This window comes from Streptomyces sp. NPDC126503 (assembly GCF_040302405.1).
GTDB classification, from domain to species: Bacteria; Actinomycetota; Actinomycetes; order Streptomycetales; family Streptomycetaceae; genus Streptomyces; species Streptomyces gulbargensis.
In genome coordinates, this window is record NZ_JBEORS010000005.1 from 70595 (window position 1) to 85603 (window position 15009).

Annotated in this window: 16 protein-coding genes and 1 pseudogene; 9 read left to right on the plus strand and 8 right to left on the minus strand. The window is 75.1% G+C overall.

Going from position 1 to position 15009, the window contains the following annotated elements:
* The first annotated feature begins 166 nt into the window (after nucleotides 1–166).
* A complete protein-coding gene (locus tag ABTY40_RS08980) occupies nucleotides 167–652 on the plus strand; it encodes a hypothetical protein (RefSeq protein ID WP_352058894.1) in 486 nt (161 codons plus the stop codon).
* 81 nt (nucleotides 653–733) lie between these two features.
* Here the strand turns inward: ABTY40_RS08980 and msrB are convergent, their stop codons facing one another.
* The 4 genes from msrB to ABTY40_RS09000 form a co-directional block, all read right to left on the minus strand.
* Complete coding sequence (gene msrB / locus ABTY40_RS08985; protein ID WP_352058895.1) at nucleotides 734–1141, minus strand: peptide-methionine (R)-S-oxide reductase MsrB; 408 nt, start codon at nucleotides 1139–1141, stop codon at nucleotides 734–736.
* Nucleotides 1142–1185: 44 nt separating this feature from the next.
* Entirely contained in the window at nucleotides 1186–2580 is a 1395-nt protein-coding gene (murC, locus tag ABTY40_RS08990; protein WP_352058896.1) for a UDP-N-acetylmuramate--L-alanine ligase, read from the minus strand.
* Nucleotides 2581–3127: 547 nt separating this feature from the next.
* Nucleotides 3128–3598, minus strand: a complete 471-nt coding sequence (locus ABTY40_RS08995) for an indole-3-glycerol phosphate synthase (protein ID WP_352058897.1) — start codon at nucleotides 3596–3598, stop codon at nucleotides 3128–3130.
* A gap of 106 nt (nucleotides 3599–3704) precedes the next feature.
* Entirely contained in the window at nucleotides 3705–4505 is an 801-nt protein-coding gene (locus ABTY40_RS09000) for a pyrimidine reductase family protein (protein ID WP_352058898.1), read from the minus strand.
* A 36-nt stretch (nucleotides 4506–4541) separates the two neighbouring features.
* On the opposite strand from ABTY40_RS09000, the gene zapE reads away from it, so the two are divergent.
* The 4 genes from zapE (at nucleotide 4542) to ABTY40_RS09020 (ending at nucleotide 8695) form a co-directional block, all read left to right on the plus strand.
* On the plus strand, nucleotides 4542–5627 hold the full coding sequence (gene zapE, locus ABTY40_RS09005; protein ID WP_352058899.1) for a cell division protein ZapE: 1086 nt from the start codon (nucleotides 4542–4544) through the stop codon (nucleotides 5625–5627).
* A 34-nt stretch (nucleotides 5628–5661) separates the two neighbouring features.
* A complete protein-coding gene (locus tag ABTY40_RS09010) occupies nucleotides 5662–6087 on the plus strand; it encodes an OsmC family protein (RefSeq protein WP_352058900.1) in 426 nt (141 codons plus the stop codon).
* 178 nt (nucleotides 6088–6265) lie between these two features.
* Entirely contained in the window at nucleotides 6266–7642 is a 1377-nt protein-coding gene (locus ABTY40_RS09015) for an alkaline phosphatase PhoX (protein ID WP_352058901.1), read from the plus strand.
* 174 nt (nucleotides 7643–7816) lie between these two features.
* A complete protein-coding gene (locus tag ABTY40_RS09020) occupies nucleotides 7817–8695 on the plus strand; it encodes a polysaccharide deacetylase family protein (protein WP_352058902.1) in 879 nt (292 codons plus the stop codon).
* A 130-nt stretch (nucleotides 8696–8825) separates the two neighbouring features.
* On the opposite strand, the gene ABTY40_RS09025 is transcribed toward ABTY40_RS09020, so the two are convergent.
* From ABTY40_RS09025 to ABTY40_RS09040, 4 genes are read right to left on the minus strand one after another with little or no spacing between them, the layout of a single operon-like run.
* Nucleotides 8826–9014 carry a hypothetical protein gene (locus ABTY40_RS09025; protein ID WP_352058903.1) on the minus strand — a complete coding sequence of 63 codons (189 nt, stop codon included), beginning with the start codon at nucleotides 9012–9014 and terminating at the stop codon, nucleotides 8826–8828.
* Nucleotides 9015–9042: 28 nt separating this feature from the next.
* On the minus strand, nucleotides 9043–9693 hold the full coding sequence (locus ABTY40_RS09030; protein WP_352058904.1) for an ABC transporter: 651 nt from the start codon (nucleotides 9691–9693) through the stop codon (nucleotides 9043–9045).
* Nucleotides 9690–10544 (minus strand): ABC transporter ATP-binding protein, encoded by an 855-nt coding sequence (locus ABTY40_RS09035; protein ID WP_352058905.1) that lies wholly within the window; start codon nucleotides 10542–10544, stop codon nucleotides 9690–9692. Before ABTY40_RS09035 ends, ABTY40_RS09030 begins: the two co-directional genes overlap by 4 nt.
* Complete coding sequence (locus ABTY40_RS09040) at nucleotides 10541–11218, minus strand: AIM24 family protein (RefSeq protein ID WP_352058906.1); 678 nt, start codon at nucleotides 11216–11218, stop codon at nucleotides 10541–10543. Before ABTY40_RS09040 ends, ABTY40_RS09035 begins: the two co-directional genes overlap by 4 nt.
* Before the next feature lie 71 nt (nucleotides 11219–11289).
* On the opposite strand from ABTY40_RS09040, the gene ABTY40_RS09045 reads away from it, so the two are divergent.
* From ABTY40_RS09045 to ABTY40_RS09060, 4 genes and pseudogenes are all read left to right on the plus strand, one after another.
* Complete coding sequence (locus ABTY40_RS09045) at nucleotides 11290–12006, plus strand: aminoacyl-tRNA hydrolase (protein WP_352058907.1); 717 nt, start codon at nucleotides 11290–11292, stop codon at nucleotides 12004–12006.
* Between the two features lie 182 nt (nucleotides 12007–12188).
* Nucleotides 12189–12374, plus strand: a pseudogene (locus ABTY40_RS09050) (RNA polymerase subunit sigma-24); the annotation flags it as partial.
* 130 nt (nucleotides 12375–12504) lie between these two features.
* Nucleotides 12505–13914, plus strand: coding sequence for an MbnB/TglH/ChrH family RiPP precursor modification enzyme (locus tag ABTY40_RS09055; RefSeq protein ID WP_352058908.1), 1410 nt, complete (start codon nucleotides 12505–12507; stop codon nucleotides 13912–13914).
* Nucleotides 13911–14867 carry a TIGR04222 domain-containing membrane protein gene (locus ABTY40_RS09060; protein ID WP_352058909.1) on the plus strand — a complete coding sequence of 319 codons (957 nt, stop codon included), beginning with the start codon at nucleotides 13911–13913 and terminating at the stop codon, nucleotides 14865–14867. The genes ABTY40_RS09055 and ABTY40_RS09060 overlap by 4 nt, the downstream gene beginning before the upstream one ends.
* Nucleotides 14868–15009 lie beyond the last annotated feature (142 nt).

Below are 15009 nucleotides of genomic sequence, written 5' to 3' on the forward strand. Positions count from 1 at the left end.
CAGGAGGGCCGCGCCGCGCCGGGCGGCCACGCCGGGGACGAGCGGCACGGGCCGGTCCGGGGGCCGCCCGACGGGCGTCTTCTACCCGCCGCCGGGCGGTACGGGCTACACGCCCACCCCGCCGCGACGGACGTCCCCGCCCGCCCCGGCGCCGCCGTCCCGTCCGGTGTACACCCCGCCGTACCGGCCACCGGCGAAGAAGAAGTCCAACGGATGCCTGGCCGGCTGCCTCACCCTGGTCGGAGCGCTGGTGGCGCTCGGCGTCGCGTCGAGCGTCTTCCGCTCGTTCGAGGAGTCCGACGCCGACGGCTCCCGGCCGACGGCGCGCCCGAGCGCCACCGCCGCCCCGTGCCCCTCCCGGGTCGCGGAGGCGCTGCCGAAGGGCGAGGGCGCCGAGCTGGTCGACGCCTTCCACACCGAGGACCACCGGATCACGCTGTGCGAGACGGCGTCGGGGCAGCTCTACTACTACGGCGAATTCCGCGACGGGCGCGAGCCGGGCATCGCGATGAAGGCGCGGAGGACGAGCGGGGGGTACGAGGCGACGAACAGCCCGTACCGGTACGTGATCCGCGACGGAACGGTCTCGATCTACAAGTCGGGCAGCCGCATCGGGCGCGAGGAGGTCACCCCGGTGCCCTCGCCGAGCTGAGACGGGGACGGGGTCCGGCCCGGGACCGTACGGCAGGCGTACGGTCCCGGGCCGGGCGCGATCGGGGCGAAGGGCCGGCGGTCAGCCCTGCTCGGGCTCCAGGCGCAGCGAGATCGAGTTGATGCAGTACCGCTGGTCGGTCGGGGTCGGGTAGCCCTCGCCCTCGAAGACGTGGCCCAGGTGCGAGCCGCAGCGCGCGCAGCGGACCTCGGTGCGGACCATGCCGTGGGAGCGGTCCTCCACGAGCTCGACGGCCGAGCTGTCCTTCGGGTCGTAGAAGGACGGCCAGCCGCAGTGGGACTCGAACTTCTCGTGCGAGGTGAACAGTTCGGCGCCGCAGGCTCGGCAGGAGTAGACGCCCTTCGTCTTCGTGTCGGTGTACTCACCGCGGAAGGCGGGCTCGGTGCCGGCCTGCCGGAGCACCTGGTACTCGGCGGGCGTCAGCTCGGCGCGCCATTCCTCGTCCGTCTTCTCGACCTCGTACGCCATCGCTCGCTCCTCGGTTCCCTTCGGTTTCCCCTGCGCCCTGCCGGTCAGTTCCCGGCCAGCCGGTCCAGGATCCTCGGGCCCAGGTCCGTCACGTCACCCGCGCCCATGGTCAGAACGAGGTCGCCGGGCTTCGCCATTCCCGCGATCACGTCCGGGACGGTGTCCTTGTCGTGGACGGGGGTGACGTCGGCGCCGGCGGCGCGGGCCGCGTCGACGATCAGCTCGCTGGTGATGCCGGGGATCGGGTCCTCGCGGGCCGGATAGATGTCGAGCACCACCGAGCCGTCGGCGAGGGTCAGGGCCGCGCCCATCTCCGTGCCCAGCTCCTGGGTGCGGGAGAAGAGGTGCGGCTGGAAGACGACGAGGAGGCGGGCGTCCCCGGCGGCGGCGCGCATGGCCTCCAGGTCGGCGGTCATCTCGGTGGGGTGGTGGGCGTACGAGTCGATGACCTGGACGCCCCGGGCCTCGCCCTTGAGCTGGAGGCGGCGCCCGACGCCGGTGTAGGCGGTGAGGGCCTGCGCGAGGCCGGCGGGCTCGATGCCCGCGGCGGCGCCGGCGGCGAGGGCGGCGGCGGCGTTGTGGGCGTAGTGGCGGCCGGGGACGGAGACGGTGAAGGTGTGCGCGGTGCCGTCGAGGACGACGGTGACCTCGCTCGTCATCCCGTTGGGGACGATCGCGGTGATCCGGGCGTCGGAGTCCTCGGACTCGCCGACGGTGATCACGCGCAGGTCCTCGCGTCCGGCGACGCGGCGGGCCAGCTCGCGGGCGCCCGCGTGCTCGCCGACGACGAGGGCGCCGCCGGGGCGGATCTTGGCGGCGAAGGCCTCGAAGGACTCGTGGATCTCGTCCAGGTCGGCGTAGTTGGCGTGGTGGTCCAGCTCGACGTTGAGGACGATCGCGACCTCGGGGTCGTACTTCTGGAAGCTGCGGTCGCTCTCGTCGGCCTCGGCGACGAAGACGCGTCCCTCGCCGTGCCGGGCGTTGGTGCCGGGGCCCGCGAGGTCGCCGCCGATCGCGTACGAGGGGTCCTCGCCGAGCGAGGTGAGGGCGACGGCCAGCATGGACGTGGTGGTCGTCTTGCCGTGCGTGCCGGCGACGGCGATCGCGCTCAGCCCGTCCATGAGCGAGGCGAGGGCGTCGGAGCGGTGCACGACGGGGATGCCGAGCTCGGCGGCGCGGGCCAGCTCCGGGTTGTCGGCGCGGATGGCGCTGGAGACGACCACGGCGGAGGCGTCGTCGGCGAGGTGCTCGGCGGCGTGCCCGATGTGCACGGTGACGCCGTGCGCGCGCAGCGCCTCGGCGGTGGCGGAGTCCTTGGCATCGCTGCCCGCGACCTTGGCACCCCGCTGGGCGAGGATCTTGGCGATGCCCGACATTCCGGCACCGCCGATGCCGATGAAGTGCGGCCGTTCCATGGCGGCAGGGATGGCGGGTGCCATGCGGATCTCTCCCCGGGGGTGTGTGGTTCTGGAGCCCCCAGCCTAGTGCTTCCCGCTCCCCTCCCCGGGGCACGCCCCGACGGGGCCGGAAGCGGAACGTCCACCGGGGCGGGGGCGGGACCGCTGCCGGTACGGGTACGGCTCCCGGGCCCCGGGCCGCACCCCGGGGCCCCGCGCGGGCGGGCGCGGCGGGACCGGGGACGGTACGGCGGCCGGGGGCCCGGGCCCCGGCCCCGGTGCGGGAGGGGCCTCCCGGGTCGGCCCGCCGGGCCGGCCTCCCGATGCGGCGGCACGGCGGGGACCGACGAGGCCGGGGCCGGGCCCGGGCGCGACGAGGCACCGGCAGGGGGCACGGCCCTGGCGGGGCCCGTACGACCGGAGCCGGCATGGCGGCGCGGGCACGTGCTCGTCGCCCCGGCGGACGGCCGGAACCGCGGCGCGCTCACGCCCCTGGCCCGGGCGGCCGAGCCCGGCGACGGGGGCGGGCCGGGTGCCGTACCCCGGGTCCCGTACCGCCCCGTCCTGCCCGTGTGGCAGCCCCGGCCGGTCAGTCGCTGTGGGCGAACAGCTTCAGGACCGGTACGCCGACCTTGTGGCGGGCGCGGGAGGCCCAGTCGCGGTGGAAGAACTCCTCCACGTAGTGCGGGGCCGTGAGGACGATCACCTCGTCGGCGTTCACCTCGTCGACCACCGCTTTCATCTTGTCCAGGGGGTGGTCCTCGACCACTTGTCCGACCGCCTCGCAGCCGGCGTCCCTCAGTGCCTGGAGGGAGTGCTCCAGGGCCCGCTCGGCGGGGAGCCTCGCCTCCCGCCCCTCGGGTTCCTCGCCCTCGCGGGCCGCTTCCTTCAATTCGCCCAGGGCGACGTCGTCGATGGCGCGCAGCAGTACATCGGCCTGGTCACCGCGCGGCTGCATCAGAACGATGAAGGACACGCCCTCGTCGCCGTGCAGCGTGGTGACGAATTCCACGTCGACGGACGACAGGGGCTTCTCGATCATCAGAACGCTTGTGAACAACTCAGGAGCCCTTCTGCGGAAACCATCCTTCCCCGTGCCCACACGGGGTCTGCGTCTGTAGTGTGCCCAAGCGGAAGCTAAGCGGAACGGGAAATTCCGCTGATTGTCAGACGCGGCGGTAACGGGTGAAGAGGAACCCGTCCTCCTCCAGCACCGAGACCACCTCGAAGCGGGCCGGGACGGCCACCGGGGGCCCGCCGGCGATGCGCTGGGCGTCCCCCGCCGTCATGGTCGGGGAGACCGTCAGACACAGCTCGTCGAGGACCCCGGCGGCCACGAACTGGCCGAGCAGCCGGGGCCCGCCCTCGGTCAGCAGCCGCCGGTGACCCCGCTCCGCGAGCGCGGCGAGCGCCCGGGCCGGCTCCACGCCCGCCCCGTCGCCCGCGACCAGCACCTCCGCGCCGGCCTCCCGGGCGGCCCTCACCCGGTCGGCGGGGGCCGCCGCCCCGGTGAGGATCAGGGTGGGCACCAGGGGCTCCGTGAACAGCGGCAGGGAGAAGTCGAGGTCGAGGGAGGCGCTGACGACGGCGATCACCGGAGCGGGACCCTGGCCCGCGGCGGCCCGGCGGGCGGCGAAGGCCTCCCGCGCCCTGGCGGGGCGGTACCCCTCCAGGCGTACCGTTTCCGCACCGACCACGACCACGTCCGCCAGGCCGCGCAGCGTGCCGAAGATCCGCATGTCGGTGTCGGAGGAGAGCGGCTGGGAGCGGCCCTCGTGCTGACCGGCGCCGTCCAGCGAGGAGACCATGTTGGCGCGCAGCCACACACCGTCCCCCTCCGGGTACGCGTAGGCGTCGGCCAGTGCGTCGAGGGACCACTCCCCCGGCCGCCCCGGGGGGGTCCCGGCCTCGGTTCCGGAGGGTGCCGCGGGGGCTGTCATGTCCGTCACAGGGAAGAGGCGTCGCATCCTCGCAGTCTGACACGGCGCTTACAGTGGGGAACTGTGTCGACCCGTGCTCTCACCCAAGCCGCCTCCTCCGGAGCGGCCCCGCTCTCGCTCTGCTCGCGCGAGCCCCATGTCCCCGCCGACCGGCTGGTCGCCGAGATGGTGCCGCCGCCGCGGTTCGACTCCGTACGCTTCGACACGTACCTCCCGGACCCGAACCAGCCGAGCCAGACCGAGGCCGTCAAGGTGCTGAGCGCCTTCGCGGAGGGCCTGGGCGGGGCGCACGCCTCCGGTTCCGGCAGGCGCCGCTGGTTCGCCCGGAAGCCGGCCGCGCCGAGCGGCCCGCGCGGGGTCTACCTGGACGGCGGATACGGCGTCGGCAAGACCCATCTGCTCGCCTCGCTCTGGCACGCCACCCCGGCCGAGCCCGCGCTGAAGGCCTTCGGCACCTTCGTGGAGCTGACCAACCTGGTGGGCGCGCTCGGCTTCCAGCAGACGGTGAAGACCCTGAGCGGGCACCGCCTCCTGTGCATCGACGAGTTCGAGCTCGACGACCCGGGCGACACCGTCCTCGTCTCCAGCCTGCTCGCCCGGCTGGTCGAGTCGGGCGTCGCGCTCGCCGCGACTTCCAACACTCTGCCGGGCAAATTGGGCGAGGGCCGGTTCGCCGCCGCCGACTTCCTCCGCGAGATCCAGGGGCTCTCCGCGCACTTCCGGCCCCTGCGGATCGACGGCGAGGACTACCGTCACCGGGGCCTGCCCGAGGCCCCCGCCCCCTACTCCGACCAGGTCGTCACCGAGACCGCGTACGCGACGCCCGGCGCCTCCCTGGACGACTTCCCGCACCTTCTGGAACACCTGGCCAGGGTGCATCCGAGCCGGTACGGGGCCCTCACCGACGACCTCACCGCGGTCTGCCTCACCGACGTCCGGCCGGTCCCCGACCAGTCGACGGCGCTGCGGCTCGTGGTGCTCGCCGACCGGCTCTACGACCGGGAGATACCGGTTCTCGCCTCCGGCCTCCCCTTCGACCGGCTGTTCAGCGACGAGATGCTGAACGGCGGGTACCGCAAGAAGTACTTCCGGGCGATCTCCCGGCTCACCGCCCTCGCACGCGACGCGAAGGGCCTTGTGGGGCAGTAGGTTGGGAGCCATACCCAACTGAAAGGGATTCACCATGGCCACCGTGCGTCACGCCCACACCGTCTGGCAGGGCGACCTCCTCAAGGGCTCCGGCGTCGTCACCCTCGACTCCTCCGGTCTCGGTTCGTACGACGTGTCCTGGCCGGCCCGCGCCGAGGAGCCGAACGGCAAGACCAGCCCCGAGGAGCTCATCGCCGCCGCGCACTCCTCCTGCTTCTCGATGGCCTTCTCCAACGGTCTGGCCAAGGCCGGCAACGCGCCGACCCGCCTGGAGACCAAGGCCGACGTCACCTTCCAGCCCGGCGAGGGCATCACGGGCATCCACCTGACCGTGCGCGGCGAGGTCCCCGGCCTGGACGCCGACCAGTTCGCCTCCCTCGCCGAGGAGGCGAAGAAGAACTGCCCGGTCAGCCAGGCGCTCGCCGGCACGACCATCACGCTCACCGCCGAGCTGGTCTGACCCCCCGTCCGTTCGCGGACGCCTCATGAGGCGACGTGGGCCCGCATGGTTCACGTGTCACCACGGCACGTGATACACCATGCGGGTCACACGTCACGTGTGCAGCACGTCACACACCTGTCCCTCCCCCTTGCCCTCCGGCGCGGGGCGGGTACCGCCACAGGAAGTGAGTTGCCTCATGTCCGCGACACGACGTCAGATCCTCGCCCGTACCGGCGCCTCGGCCGCCGCGATCGCCTTCTCCGGAGCCGTTTCCGAGCTGTTCGCCGGGACCGCCGCGGCCGCCGTACCGGGTGGCCACACGGGCCGGGCGGGCTACGGTCCGCTGGTTCGCGACCCGCACGGTCTGCTCGACCTTCCCGAGGGCTTCTCCTACAAGGTCCTCTCCCGCCAGGGCGAGCGTCTCCGCTCGGGTGAGGGCGCGGTCCCCGGCAACCACGACGGCATGGGCGCCTTCGCCGGCCGCCGCGGCCGGGTCCACCTCGTACGGAACCACGAGAACCGCGCCACCGGCCGCATCGGCGTCCCGACCGTGCCCGGTCTGACGTACGACCCCGCCGCCAAGGGCGGCTGCACGGTCCTGGAGCTCGACGGACGGAACAACGTGCTGGGCGAGCGCGTCGGCGTGGCCGGCACCGCCGTGAACTGCGCGGGCGGGCCCACTCCGTGGAACACCTGGCTGACCTGCGAGGAGACCGAGGACAAGGCCGGCGCCAACGGCTACGCCAAGGACCACGGCTTCATCTTCGAGGTCGACCCCGCCGACCCGCACCGCACCGGCGCCGTCCCGCTCACCGCGATGGGCCGCTTCCAGCACGAGGCCGTCGCCGTCGACCCCGCGAGCGGCATCGTGTACGAGACGGAGGACGCCTTCGAGCGGCCCTTCGGCCTCTTCTACCGCTTCCTCCCGCACCAGCCGCTCGGCGGCACCGGTTCGCTCCGCGCGGGCGGCGCCCTGGAGGCCATGCGGGTGCCCGGGGTACCGGACCTGTCCGTGATCCAGGAGACCGGCGCGCGGTTCGAGGGCGTCGAGTGGGTCCCCGTACCGGACCCGCAGGCGGTGGAGACGCCCATCCGGCTCCAGGACTTCGGACCGAAGGGCATCACCCACGCGCAGAAGCTGGAGGGCTGCTACTGGGGCGGGCGGGCCGTCTACTTCGTCTCCTCCTTCGCCCGCGTCAAGGACGGTTCCGGCGCCACCCACTTCGGCCAGGTGTGGAAGTACGAACCGCACCGGCGCCGGCTCACCCTGGTCGTCGTCTTCGGCCCGAGCACCGACATCCGGCTGCCGGGCGAGACCCCGGACAACATCTGCCTGGCGCCGACCGGCGGTCTGATGGTCTGCGAGGACGGCGACGGGGCGCAGCACGTGTACGGGCTGAGCAGGAAGGGCGAGGTGTACCCGGTGGCCCGCGGTGCGCAGAACATCGGGACGCCGGAGGCCCCGGAGTGGGGCGAGTTCGCCGGGGTCACCTTCTCTCCCGACGGCACGACCATGTACGTCAACTGCTACTCGCCGGGGACGACCTTCGCGGTGACGGGCCCCTGGCGCTGACCGGCCCCCAGTTCCCGTCGTCCGCCCCGCCGGCAGTCGCCGGCGGGGCGGACGTGTGACGGCGGCGGGTCGGAGGAGGGCGTTGGGGTGGGAGTGCGGGACGGCGCCGCGCCGCTGGCGGAGGACGATCATCTGATCAGTTAGCTTCCGCTTGTGACCATTTCCGTACGAAAAGTGACGGTACTGACGCTTCTGGGCTCACTGGTGGGTTCGGTCCTGGTCGGGTGCGGAACCGACGGCAGAGGGACCCCCGACGTCACCGCCCCCCGGGCCCCCGGGACGAGTCTCGGACCGAGCGCGCCGGCCCGGGCCGGCGGTGCGGCACCGGCACCGGCCCGGAAACCCCCCGCCGCTCCCCCGACGCTCGCGCCCCGGCCCGGCGGCCTCACCGCCGTCTACACCCACCGGGCGAGGAGCGCGGAGAAGGTCGTCGCCCTCACCTTCGACGCCGACATGACCGCCGACCAGGGCCCCCGGGCCGCCCGGGGCGAGCGCTTCGACCACCCGGAGCTCATCGCCACCCTGCGGCGCCTGAAGGTGGGCGCGACCGTCTTCATGACCGGCCGGTGGGCGGAGGAGTACCCGGACCAGGCCCGTTCGATCGGTCGCGATCCCCTCTTCGAGATCGCCAACCACTCCTACAGCCACTACGCCTTCGCCTCGCCCTGCTACGGCCTGCCGGAGGTCGCCGCGCCGGACATGGCGGCGGACGTCCGGCGGGCCTTCGACTCCTTCCGGGACGCCGGCGCCGTCCATGTGGTGCCGTACTTCCGCTTCCCCGGGGGCTGCTACGACGACACGGCCCTGCGGGCGCTGGCGCCCACCGGGGTCACGGCGGTGCAGTGGGACGTGGTCGGCGGCGACGCCTTCGCCGAGGACGCGGACGCCGTGGCGGAGCAGGTGCTCGCCGGGGTGAAGCCCGGTTCGGTCGTCGTCCTGCACTGCACGCGGAGCGCCGCCCCGGTCACCGAGCGGGCGGTCCGCCGGATCGTGCCGGAGCTGCGGGCGCGCGGCTACCGCTTCGTCAAGGTCTCCGAGCTCATGCGGGGCTGACGGACGGCCGGAGGCGCCGGGCCGGGCCGGCCGGGAGTGCGGCGACCGCCAGAACCGGCGGTCGACCCGTACCGCCGGTCGACCCGTACCACCGGTTCAGCCGGGCGGGCCGGTCGGCCGAACCGCCGTCTCAGCCGGAGCAGGCCGTGCGCTCGGCCTCGCGCCATTCGCAGACCGGGCAGAGGGTGATGCCCTTGGTGGACTCGGGGTACTCGGTCGCTTCCTGGCACAGGACGCAGGCGGCGTACGGCCCCTCGCTCGCCGGTGCGGGCCTCGGTTCGCTCGCGGGCGCACAGGTGAAGCCGGATTCCGTGGTCATGCCATCGAGCGTACTGCGGCCGCGCGCCTCACTCCAGGCGCGCCGTGGCCCGCCGGGCGAGGGCCGCCACGGCCGCCGCGAGGACCAGGGCCCCGGCACCGGAGGGCAGCAGCCCGGTCAGGACTCCGGCGCCGGAACCGGTCGTCAGGACGGTCACCGCGTGCCGTGCGGGCGACCCGGGCGCCACCAGGGCGAGGAGGGCGCCCAGGACCAGGGCCGCCAGCGACCAGCCGGTGGCCTTGAGGAACGGGCGGCTCGCGAGGGCGCCGACGGCGGCGCCCACCAGGGCGCACTCCGTGGCGCCGAGCAGTCCGGCCGTGACCGCCGCCGACGCGCCGACGCCCCGCGTGTCGGTGACCGCGACGACCGCGCCCACGGCGGCCCCGCCGGCCAGAACCGCCCCGCCCGCCCCCGTGAGCAGCGCCGCCAGGTGTCCCCGGCCCCGGCCCGCGGCGGCCGCCACGACGGCACGGGCGGCGGGCGGTTCCTGCGTGAGGCAGATCCGTACCGCCCAGGCCGTCACCGGCAGCAGGGCGGCGGCGGTGAGAGCGAGCGCGCCGAGCACCGGCTCACCCGCGTGGACGCCGATCCCGAGGACGGCGGCGTACAGGACGAGAGGCGCGAGCCAGCGCTGGGAGCGGAGCAGCAGTCCCGCGTGGTAGCGCACCAGCGCGGTCATACCCGTACGCCTTCCCCGTCGTTCCGGTCGGCCCCGGCGGGTGCGAGGTGGTGGATGTGCCAGGAGGCGGCGAGCAGCGCCCCGAGGAGGGCGTCGGAGCGGTCGGCGGGCACGGTGAGGACCGTGGCGTGCCCCGGCCCCGGGACGACGGCCGTCCCGCCGGGCAGGTCCGCGGGCAGCGCCCGCCCGCCGGAGGCGACGATCCGCACCCGGGCGGCGGGGCGCCGGGAGCCGGGGGCGGGCCCGGGCCGTACGCGCCCCTGCGTCACCGCGTACTCCGCGTCGGCCTCGCCCTCCAGCCGGCGCGGGTCGTGGTCGACGAAGACGACCGTGGCGCCCTGCGCGACCCGCTCGCGCACCGCGTGGTCGAGGACGGCGCGGGAGGCCGTGTCGAGACCGGTCCAGGCCTCGTCCAGGACGAGCAGGCCGGGGGCGGCCAGCAGCGCCTGGGCGACGGCGACCTTCTGGCTGGTCCCCTTCGACAGCTCGGCGAGCGGGGTACGGGCGTGCCGCGCGGCCCCGAGCCGTTCCAGCCACTCCCCCGCCCGGTCCCGGGCCGCCGCGCCCCGCAGACCCTGCAGGCGCCCGAGGTGCGTCAGGTAGTCGAGGGCGGTGAAGGGCAGGGCGGCCGGGAAGCGTTCGGGTACGTACGCGGTGCGGGCCGGGCGGCCGGTGACGCGGCCCTCGGCGGGCGCGTCGACGCCCGCGATCAGCCGGAGCAGCGTGGACTTGCCGGAGCCGTTGCCGCCCGTGACGCGGACGAGGCGGGAGGCGGGCAGGTCGAGGTCGACCCCGCGCAGGGCCCACGGCCCGCGCGGGCCGTACCGGCGCCCGACCCCCGTCAGCCTCACCCGGAGGAGTTCTTCTGCGGGGTGAGCTCGCTCGGGCGGACGACGACGAAGCCCTCGCCCTCCAGCTTCAGCTGGACGGCCTCCCCGGAGCCGCCGCGGATCATCGAACCGACGGACTGCGAGCGGTGCAGCGAGGTCTGCAGCCGCTCGCTCCAGCCGACGACGGCGTCGGTGTCGACGAAGACCGGGGCCTGCGGCGAGACGGGGATGACGATCGGGGTGCCCTCGCAGACCAGGGCGATCTTGCCGTGGCCGGAGAAGACGGAGTTGAAGAGGCCGCCGCCGGTCATGCCGGCGCCCTTCACGGTCCTGATCTCGTACTGGAGGGTGGCGTCGAAGCAGAGCACGTTGCGGCCGTTGACCGTGAGGGCGTCGCCCGGTTCGATCTCCACGAGGAAGCAGTTCTGCGCCTCGTGCGCGAACCACGCCTCGCCCCGGCCGCGCACCGCCATCAGCGGCAGTCCCTCGCCGGTCACGGCCCGCTTGAGCATGCCGCCGATGCCCTGGCCCTTGCGCTCGAACCGGAGATCGCCACGGAAGGCGATCATGGAGCCCTGGCGGGCGTGCATCTCGCCGTCGACCGTGTACTTGACCGCCTTGGCGTTCTGCAGCGTCATGCCCGGCGCGCCGGCCGCCCCTGCCAGGTGCTCACCGGCGAAGAGATCGCTTTTCATGTCGGGCATCCTGACCCGGAACGTCCTGTTCCCACAAGATCGCCCCGAAGCGGGGGTGGCAGACTTGCCGGGTGAGCAGCAACGACACCCCGCACACCGATCACCGCGACGAGAAGCCGCAGTTCGTCCTGCCCCTGGTGGTCCGGATCGAGCGGGACGCGCCCCCGTCCCGGACCGACGCCCTGGAGACCGCCGCCCGCGCCGTCCTGGAGATCCTCACCGACGACCGCTCGGCCGGCGAGGGCCCGTGGGCACAGGCGATCACCGACTGGGAGGACACCCGCATCCGCAAGGTGGTGCGCCGCGCGCGCGGCGCGGAGTGGCGCAGGGCGGCCGCCCTGCCGGGCCTCACGGTGACCGGCGCGGAGGCGGAGGTACGGGTCTTCCCGCCCGTACCGCTGGACGGCTGGCCCAAGGAGCTGGCCCGCCTCCAGGTCTCCGGCACGGACCTGGACGACCCGGCCGCCCCCGGCCCGGTCCCCGACGGCGCGGTGACCCTGTGGGTGAACCCGGAGCTCACCATGACGGCGGGCAAGGCGATGGCCCAGGCGGGCCACGGCGCGCAACTGCTGTGGTGGGCCATGGACGACCCCGACCGCAAGGCCTGGCGCGAGGCCGGCTTCCCCCTCGCCGTCCGCACCGCCTCCCCCGGCCACTGGGCCGCCCTGACCGCGAGCCACCTCCCGGTGGTCCGCGACGCCGGCTTCACCGAGATCGCCCCGGGCCCCACCATCGTCTCCGAGGGCTCCGCCCGCTTCGCCGCCCACCTGCGCCTGAACCGGCCCTGAAGCCGCCGTACGGGCGGCGCTCACAGCCTGACGCCCGCCCGGCCGGGTCGGCGCGGGCGGCGGCCCCGGACCGCCTTAGAAAATAGGGGCAGAGAATCCTGCCGGTGATGTCGAGAACGCCGGGGCGGCTCCGTCCCGGGGTGCACGTGCCGGAAGGGCCGTGCGGGATCGAGGAGGACGTCCTCGCGGCGCTGGACGGGTCCCTGCCCCGGTACGCCGCGGTGGCCGCGTACCTCCACGAACGCGACGGCGATCCGGTCACGGCGGCACGGCTGTACGCCGAGGCGGCCCGTACGGCTCCCAGCCTCGCCGAGCGCGACCATCTGACGCGGCAGGCGGCCCGGCTGAACGCCCCCCGCGAGCGCTGACGCGCCTCCGCCGAAGGCCCTGGGGCCCGCGAACCTCAAATGAAGCTCTGAACGTCCCCCTCCCGGGGTTCGGACGTTTCCCAGGGGGCCATCACCTCTGGGACCGGGGACCGACGGAGGGGGACGGGACATGGGGGAACTGGGGATCGGGATCGGCTGGCGGCCGGAGATCGCGGCGGTGGTCGAGGCGCTGCCCGGGGTGGACTGGGTGGAGGTCGTCGCGGAGAACATCTGCGCCGGTCACCTGCCCGACTCCCTGGTCCGGCTGCGGGAGCGCGGGGTGACCGTCGTACCGCACGGGGTGTCGCTCGGCCTCGGCGGCGCCGACCGGCCCGACCCGGAACGCCTGGCCGCGCTCGGGGAGAAGGCGACGGCGCTGGGGGCCCCGCTGGTGACGGAGCACATCGCGTTCGTGCGGGCCGGGGGGCCGCTGACCGCGACGCCGCTGCTGGAGGCCGGCCATCTGCTGCCGGTGCCCCGCACCCGCGACGCCCTGGACGTGCTGTGCGAGAACGTCCGGATCGCGCAGGACGCCCTGCCGGTGCCGCTCGCCCTGGAGAACATCGCCGCCCTCTTCGCCTGGCCCGACCAGGAGATGACGGAGGGCCGGTTCCTCGCCGAGCTGGTGGAGCGCACGGGGGTGCGGCTCCTGATCGACGTGGCCAACCTGCACACCAACCATCTCAACCGGGGTGAGGACCCCGCGCGGGCCCTGGCCGAACTGCCGGTGGAGGCCATCGCGTACGTCCACGTCGCGGGCGGCGTCGAACGGGACGGTGTCTGGCACGACACCCACGCCCACCCCGTACCCGAACCCGTCCTCAGCATCCTCGCGGACCTCGCCTCCCGGGTCAGCCCGCCCGGCGTCCTCCTGGAGCGGGACGACCGCTTCCCGCCGGCGGAGGAACTGGCCTCGGAGCTCGCGACGATCCGCGCCACGGTGTCGGCGGCGCGCCCGGCGGTCCGGCGCGGGGCTTCCGTGGCCCGCGCCGCCGCCCCGGCGGAGGCTCCGCTGCTCATCGGCGCGGGCGCACGCGTCTCGGGCGGCCCGATGCCGGCCGCCGTGGCGCCGTCGCCGCCCGTCCCGGAGGCACCCGGCGCGGGGACCGACGCGGATACCGGTGAGGCGCGGCAGCGGGTCGGTGTGGCGCAGGCGGCGCTGCTGTCGGCGCTGGTGGCGGGGACGCCGGTGCCGGAGGGGTTCGACCAGCGGCGGCTCGGGGTGCAGGCGCGGGCGCTCGCGGCCAAGCGGGCGGGGGTGGTCGCGAAGGTCGCGCCGGAGCTGCCGGAGATCCTGGGCGAGGCGTACCGGCCGGCGTTCCTCGCGTACGCCAGGTCCCGGCCGATGACCGCCGGCTACCGCCGGGACGCGCTGGCGTTCGTCGAGCACCTGCTGGTCGCGGGCCGCCCCGAGGATCCGGTGGTGCGGCGCCGTCTGACGCGCTGGTGGCAGGAGCGGGCCGGGACCCGGCCGCCCGGCCGGGCCGCCCGGCTGGTCCGGGCCGCCCGTGAGGTCCTGGTGGGGGGTGGTCGCCGGTGAACGTCCTCGTCGTCCTCGTGTACGTGGCCGCGGTCGCCGCCGTCACGCTGCTGGTGGTGCGGGCCGTCCGGCCGCCGGGCAGGCCCCGGCCGGCGGGCGGGCCGGTCCACGACCGGTACGAGGCCGCCTTCCTGAACGGCGGTCCGGCCCGGGTCGTGGACACCGCGCTCGCCTCGCTCCACGCCGACGGGCGGCTGGCCGTCGGCGGGCCCGGGATCGTGACCGCGCTCCCGGGCGCCGCCCCGCGTGACCCGGTGGAGCAGGCCGTGCTGGAGGAGATCGCGGCGGCTCCGTTCGGGGCGCTGCATCATCTGCGGCTCGCGGTGATGCGGCGCCCGTCCGTACAGCGGATCGGGCACGGGCTGGCGGCCCGCGGCCTGGTCACGGAGCCTTCCGCGCGGAACACCACCCGGGCGCTCTGCCTCGTCCTGGGCCTCCTGGCGTTCCTGCTCCTCCCGGTGTCGGTCGTGCTGTCCGTGATGGAGGCCGCCGCGAAGGAGGAGCCGGTGGCCCCGTTCGTCCTCAAGGTGCTGCCGGCGCTGATCGGCGTGATCGTCGCGGCCATCGCCTGCTGGGCCGCGACGGCGGGTTCGGTGACGTCGGCGGGATGGCGGGCCCTGGGCGCGTACGGCAGGGCTCACGGCCATCTCCGGGACGCCGGGCACCTGGTGGCGCTGCACGGACTGGGGGCGCTGCCGGATCCGGTGCTGCGGGACCAGCTCGTCGCCGCGGCGCGGATGTACGGGCGGGGCCGGCCGGCTCCGCCCTCGTCCGGCGGTGGTACGTCGGCGGACGAGGGCGCCGTGTGGTGCGCGGGCGGCGGTTACGACGGCGGGGGCGGCTCGGGCGGCGGCGGGGCGGCCTGTTCCGGCGGGAGCTCGTGCGGGGGCGGCTCCGGCGGCGGTTCGGGCGGCGGCAGCTCGTGCGGGGGCGGCGGGGGATCCAGCGGCTGAGGGCACGCCCGGGGTTCTCCGGGCGGGCGCGGGCCGGGGCCGCGGGGGGAAGACGCCGGTGCGGGGGGGCGGGGGGGCGCCCCCCCCCCCCCGGGCGGGCCCCCGGTGGGCTGGGCGGCGGGGAACCGGCAAGCCAGCCCGG